General features: G+C 49.0%; 2 protein-coding genes. Both read right to left on the reverse strand.

All coding sequences use genetic code 11. The annotated features are described in order from the left end of the window. Positions 1–589: DNA recombination protein RmuC (gene rmuC, locus JX312_RS13550; RefSeq protein WP_204458440.1), on the reverse strand; the 589-nt coding region annotated here is incomplete at its 3' end. A 24-nt stretch (positions 590–613) separates the two neighbouring features. Then, a partial coding sequence (locus tag JX312_RS13555) for an FAD:protein FMN transferase (protein ID WP_204458442.1) occupies positions 614–1,497 on the reverse strand: 884 nt, incomplete at its 5' end.

Below are 1,497 nucleotides of genomic sequence, written 5' to 3' on the forward strand. Positions count from 1 at the left end.
AATCACGGTAACNGGACAGCGATGTCTTGGAGTCCACGATAATATTGCGATTGTCGGGCAGAAATATCACCATGTCGGGGCGGAGAAATCTACCGTCGTCATCGCGGAGTGAATTTCCTTCTGAATCGCGAGTCACCTGAGTGTCGAAGTTTATTCCTTTTTTGAGTCCGGCACGTTCAAGCAGAGACTCCAGCACGGTTTCACCCCATTGACCCTGCACGCGATTGTTTCCGCGAAGGGCGGAGGAGAGGTTGCGCGCCTCTTCTCCGATGGTAAGGTTGAGACGTGTCAGTCTTTCTATCTGGTCGGAGAGAGAACGGCGTGACGCAGCCGCATCTGTGTAACTCTTTTCCATCTCGCGGTTAAAATCCTCGATTCTCATTCTCAGCGGTGATAGAATTGAGACCAGTTGTTCGGCGTTGTTCTGCTGGAGAGTGCGGGCATTGCGTTCGAGCGATTCGGCTGCCATAATCCTGAAACTCTGTTCAGACTCTTTGCCCATGGCTGCCATGCGGCTGCGGAAATAGAGCAGCAACGCTATCACTGCGATGCTTAGAACTATGCTTAGTGCAATTAATGCTTCTATCATTGATTTTTAGCAGTTTGTTTTTTATTATTTCTTCTGTATCATGCTTTTGAATCGGGGGGATGTCCATGTCGTGGAGTCTGAGAGAACAAGCATCACCGGCAATCCGAGCTTGCTGTTGACAGACTTGACCTTTTCGCTTCCCATCGCCATGAAAGCTGTTGCAAATCCGTCGGCTTCCATCGCCGAGGAAGCGACTACTGTTGCTGAAATGACATCAGTGGAAACCGGTCGCCCGGTAAATGCGGAGATTGTATGTCCGTAAGTCTCACCCGAAGATGAGCGGTGGAAATTGCGATAATTCCCCGAAGTCGCTATTCCCGCGTCAGAGATGCTGATTATTTCCTGAGAATCGTGTATCTCTCGGTCATTGGAGAGGATAGGACGGTCGATAGAGATTCTCCATGCCGATCCCTCCGGATTTCTCCCTTTCATCATAATTTCTCCACCTATTTCCACAAGGAAGTCGCTCACTCCGTTTCTTTCCAGCATTTCGGCTATGGCATCGCAACCGTAACCTTTGGCTATTGCAGAGAAGTTAAACTCGATGCGGATGTCATCCTTGAAAATGGTGTCTCCGGAGATATGTGTTTTCCCGATGCCTGTATATCTCAAGATGGAGTCGATATGCAACGTGTCGGGAGAAGCCTTGTGGCTGCTTCCGAATCCCCAAGCCGAAATAAGAGGTGATAATGTGGGGTCGAACGCTCCTTCCGTGATTTCATTGATTTTCTTCGACATGCTGTATACGCGTATGAAATCATCGTCTATACGTGCGGATTCCAGTGAATTGACCCGGCTTACAAGCGATGTTGTGTCGAATACCGACAGAGATTTGCCGACTCTGTCGAGTATGGCGACAACAGAATCGCCAAGTTCCTTCCTTCCGTTGTATGTGATATGATAGGAAG

This window comes from Barnesiella sp. CU968, assembly GCF_905219685.1.
GTDB classification, from domain to species: domain Bacteria; phylum Bacteroidota; class Bacteroidia; order Bacteroidales; family Muribaculaceae; genus Lepagella; species Lepagella muris_A.